The organism is Oleiphilus sp. HI0117, assembly GCF_001635235.1.
The window spans coordinates 1-4675 of the sequence record NZ_LWGA01000806.1; the positions used below are offsets into that span (position 1 = coordinate 1).

Sequence of the window (4675 nt, forward strand, 5' to 3'; positions counted from 1 at the left end):
CTTCATGAAATTGAAGACCCTACCACAAGACAAAAGGTTAAAGAATATTTTGACGGGCAACCCGACGTTCAGCTCATTGTCGAAAGTGAACTTGGTATGGGTACGCTAGTCAGGCCGCTATCAACTTACGATAGAGAGCATATGCGCATTTGCCGACCTAGGGATTTAACCTATGGCGATGCTCAAAAAGTAATAAATTACGCAGTCGGCCGACTTGGTACCGACTACGATATTCGCCAAATCTTCGATTTACTACGCTTTCTGTTTCCCTGGCTAGTGATGCCACGAAAATGGCGCTCGAGCCTATTCACCTCACATGTAGGCACCACAACGAAGACAGTCTGCTCAACAATGATCGCAGAGGCTTTTGCTTCAATTCAGTATCCGATTCTTCCCTTGGTCAAGCGCAGCGAGCAACATGAAGTAAAAATCTATCGACGCAACCCCAAACTGTGCACCCCCAGTGATTTCGATTACTCCCCCTATTTCGACATCATCAAATACCCTTTTATGAATTTTGCCCAATCACAACCTCATTACCGCCTATTGCCCTGGGATACGGACAATATTCACTCAGAACACAAACCACACCGCTAAGTGCTGGAGTTCCAGCACAGGCTAATCTCTCGTCGGCTAAAAACCATATCAAAGGTTAGCACGCCAACTTAGAAGAAAATATCATTAAAAAATGCTTGTTTTTTGAGCGATCTGACTAATACTTTGAGTGTCTGATAAGCGAAGTGCAATTATCAGCAATGAAAGACTTTCATGGATACTACTCGCACTATTTACCGGATTCGTATCCCAGCGAATCCGGTTTTTTTGCTTGACCTGAATTAAGAACATACTTCTCTTAGGTAATCTCAAATCCAAGCGATTTAATCAATAACTCTGCTCATGACTCTGCTACACTAAAACTAACAGACTGAATCTTTGTTCATTTATCAATTCTATCAAGTACTATCAGGTTCAGATTTTCAAAACACTCCAATATAAGTACGTTCAGGCACACTACCGGCTCAATGAATATTTCATTCTTAACTATTTCAAATAGTATTGGACTCCTGGCCTTCCTGCTACTCGCAGTATTTATCGCTAGCAAGTATTTACGCAGATCCGTTGATCGTTCCTTACTACTTGCTGCGCTAGCAAGCAGTTTATGGATGGGCGCATTGGTCGCACAAGGCTTAGGCTTTGATGTGCCATTCTATCTACGATACACCTTTGAACTCATTCGCAATGCAGCCTGGTTTGACGTTCTCTACGCGCTCTTGGGGATTAGCTTCATTCCTAACCAACAACAAGGCAGAGACCGCTTTTATCTCAGTTCGGCCATTCTCGCTCTGCTCGCTGCTATGGTCTTTATTACCTTGGCCCAAGGTATCTCAGGCTCACAATGGGTGTCCAGCTATTCGATTCTGTTGTTTCAGGTATCACTTTCTATCGTCGCACTTTTACTTTTAGAACAAGTATGGCGTAGCGCGAATATGTATAGCCGTTCCGGAATCAAATACCTAACCATCGCGATTGGCACCCTGTTCTGCTACGACTTCTTTATGTATTCAGATGCACTCTTGTTTCGCGAGTTATCCGCCCCACTATGGGAAACGCGCGGCGCAATTAATGCCCTGGCCGCTCCTTTTATCGCGTTGACTTTAATGAACAACCAAAAACAAGTCATCGGAATGCACGTCTCACGTCAAATGGCTTTCCATTCGACAACACTGGTGGTCGCCGGAATCTACCTTATCTTAATTTCTGCCGGTGGCTACTATATCAGTGTATTTGGTGGCACGTGGGGTGAAGCTCTACGAATACTGTTTATCGTAATCGGCCTAATAACATTAATACTTCTAATTAGCTCTCCAATTCTACGCGCACGTATAATGGTTTTTATTAGTAAGAATTTTTTCGACTATAAATACGACTATCGCGACGAATGGATCAAGAGTACACGCGCGCTTTCTGATACAGATACCTCCCACCCTCCATCACTACAGGCGATAAAAATCCTTGGCGACTTGGTCGGGAGCCAGTCGGGCGCGATCTGGATTAAAGACGAGGAAGGTTTATTCAAACCCAAAGCACAATACCACCTACCTGATGCAAAGTTCGGAGACATCGACCATCATTCCGAGCTAATAACCTTCTTCACCCAAAATGACTGGATCATCAACCTCGATGAATACATGCTAGACCCAAGCAAATATAAGCTGATCGAAATTCCGGAAAGCATGCTTCACCTCGAGCACCCATGGCTGATTCTGCCCCTTGGGGTCGGTGAAAACCTATCCGGATTAGTCTTGCTATGTGAACCCATCGCAACGATTGACCTAAACTGGGAGAATTACGACCTGTTGAAAATTGTTTCTCAGCAAGCATGTAGCTACATTGTTCAAAGTGACTCTCAGGAAAAGCTAGGTACTGCCATGCAGTTCGAAGCGGTAAATAAAGCATCTGCCTTTCTGGTTCATGATATAAAGACCATTATCGCGCAGCTATCTTTGCTCGTTAAGAATGCCGAAAAGCACAAATCCAACCCTGCTTTTGTTGACGATATGATTCGCACGACAAGCCATACAGTCGAGAAAATGGATCACCTGCTACAGCAAATTCATAATCCAAACCAGAACAATGAGGAAGCTTCCGTTGAGCTAGGTGAAATATTGCTAGAGATCTACCAAAGTCATAAAAAATCTAGCCCATCCCCGTCTTTAGAAGCACTTGAGCAGCCAATATGGATACATGCAGACAAAGAACAACTGCGTTCCGCAATAGGGCATATCGTTCAAAATGCCATAGATGCGACCGACAAAGCAGGAGAGGTCTCCATTGCCAGCAAGCAAACTTCCGAGCATATCTTTCTTTTTATACAAGACAGCGGCATTGGTATGAGCGAAGAGTTCATTCAGAACCAATTATTTAAGCCTTTTGAAAGTACCAAAGGCCTTACGGGTATGGGAATCGGCGTGTACCAAAGCCGTGAATATTTAAGAAAACTAGGCGGCACAATCAGCGTCACGAGCCAGATAGAAGTAGGCACCTGCTTCACCTTAAAAATTCCTCTGGCTAAAGGTTAATTCAAGGGTAAAATTTCAATGCTATTTCAAAGACTGTACGGGTAATTAAACGTGAAACGAAAACTTTTAATTGTAGAAGATGATCCTGGCCTACAAAGCCAAATGCGTTGGTGTTTTGAAGGCGTTGACGTACATCTCGCATCAGACAGGGAAGCTGCGTTGTCCATACTCCGTCGTGAAGAGCCACAAGTCGTGACACTGGATCTTGGACTACCTCCAGACCCAGGCGGTTCAAGCGAAGGCTTTCAAGCGCTCGAAGAGATACTAAGGCTAGCCCCAACAACAAAAGTAATCGTTGTTACTGGACGGGAGGAAAAAGAAAATGCTGTCAAAGCTGTTGGCTTGGGCGCAAGTGATTTTTTCCAAAAACCTTTAGATGCCGATATTCTTTCATTTATTGTTGATCGAGCCTTCCGCATGCATGAGCTGGAGAAGCAAAATCAAGAACTATCAACAGGCTCATCCTCATCACGCTTAGCGGGCATTATAGCGAGTAGCAGCAAGATGCTAGAAGTCTGTCGAATGATAGAAAAAATAGCACCTGCTGATGTGACGACCCTTTTATTAGGTGAAACCGGGACAGGAAAAGAAGTACTCGCGAAAGCAATTCATCAAGTTAGCCCAAGGCAAGATAACCCGTTTGTCGCTATTAACTGCGGAGCAATTCCTGAAAACCTGCTTGAAAGCGAGCTATTTGGACACGAGAAAGGTGCTTTTACTGGCGCAACCCAAACCAAACAAGGAAAGATTGAACTCGCAGATAGCGGCACTTTATTTCTTGATGAAATTGGCGACATGCCGATGCCGCTTCAAGTTAAGCTATTACGCTTCCTTCAGGAAAGAGTGATTGAAAGAGTTGGCGGCGTTAAACCGATACCCGTAGATGTTCGAGTTGTTTGCGCAACCCACCAGAATGTCCAACAACTCATTGACCAAAACTTATTCAGAGAGGATCTCTATTATCGAGTGAGTGAAATTTCTCTCAATATCCCCCCCATCAGGGAGCGTGACGGTGATGCGATTATCATTGCACAAGCTTTGCTTAAAACTTTCGCTCAACAAATGAACCGTCCGACATTAGCATTTAACGAAGATGCGATGCGAGCAATAAAGAGCTATGAATGGCCAGGTAATGTTCGAGAAATTATTAACAAAGTAAAGCGGGCAGTCATCATGGCTGATGATAAGCTTGTCACGAGCTCAGACCTTGAGCTGTCAAATGATGCTTGTGCGACTGAAGAGGCGCTTAATCTTCGCCAAATAAGAGACGCAGCAGAAAAAACGGCAATCACACAAGCTATTCATGCCGCACAGAATAATATGGCGCAAGCAGCTAGACTACTCGGAATTACTAGGCCGACACTCTATAACCTGACGGAAAAGTTTGGAATTAATACCCACGAGCAATAGCCCTATTCGCTACACTCATAGGAGTAAGAAAAAAGCCTGCTTCATGCAGGCTTTTTCTCAAGGGTTACTGCTTGGCTCGAGCAGCGTTTAAATGCTCTTCAATTTCTTCCATTTCCGGAGCGAGCTTATGTGCTTTCTCTAGATAAGGTAAGCCTTCAGAAACCTTCCCGTTATCAACGAGTACC

Annotated in this window: 3 protein-coding genes; all 3 read left to right on the forward strand. The window is 44.2% G+C overall.

Features of this window, described 5'->3' with window-relative positions:
- The coding region (locus tag A3757_RS26795; protein ID WP_068739772.1) for a hypothetical protein at positions 1–597 on the forward strand (597 nt) is incomplete at its 5' end.
- Between the two features lie 425 nt (positions 598–1022).
- Positions 1023–3080 carry an XrtA/PEP-CTERM system histidine kinase PrsK gene (prsK, locus tag A3757_RS13270; RefSeq protein ID WP_068515274.1) on the forward strand — a complete coding sequence of 686 codons (2058 nt, stop codon included), beginning with the start codon at positions 1023–1025 and terminating at the stop codon, positions 3078–3080.
- Between the two features lie 51 nt (positions 3081–3131).
- Positions 3132–4490, forward strand: coding sequence for a PEP-CTERM-box response regulator transcription factor (prsR, locus tag A3757_RS13275; protein ID WP_082865148.1), 1359 nt, complete (start codon positions 3132–3134; stop codon positions 4488–4490).
- Positions 4491–4675: the final 185 nt, after the last annotated feature.

What these genes read in the sequence shown, in the direction of transcription:
- prsK (WP_068515274.1), top strand. Translation starts at nt 1,023, where the DNA reads ATGAATATTTCATTCTTAACTATTTCAAATAGTATTGGACTCCTGGCC.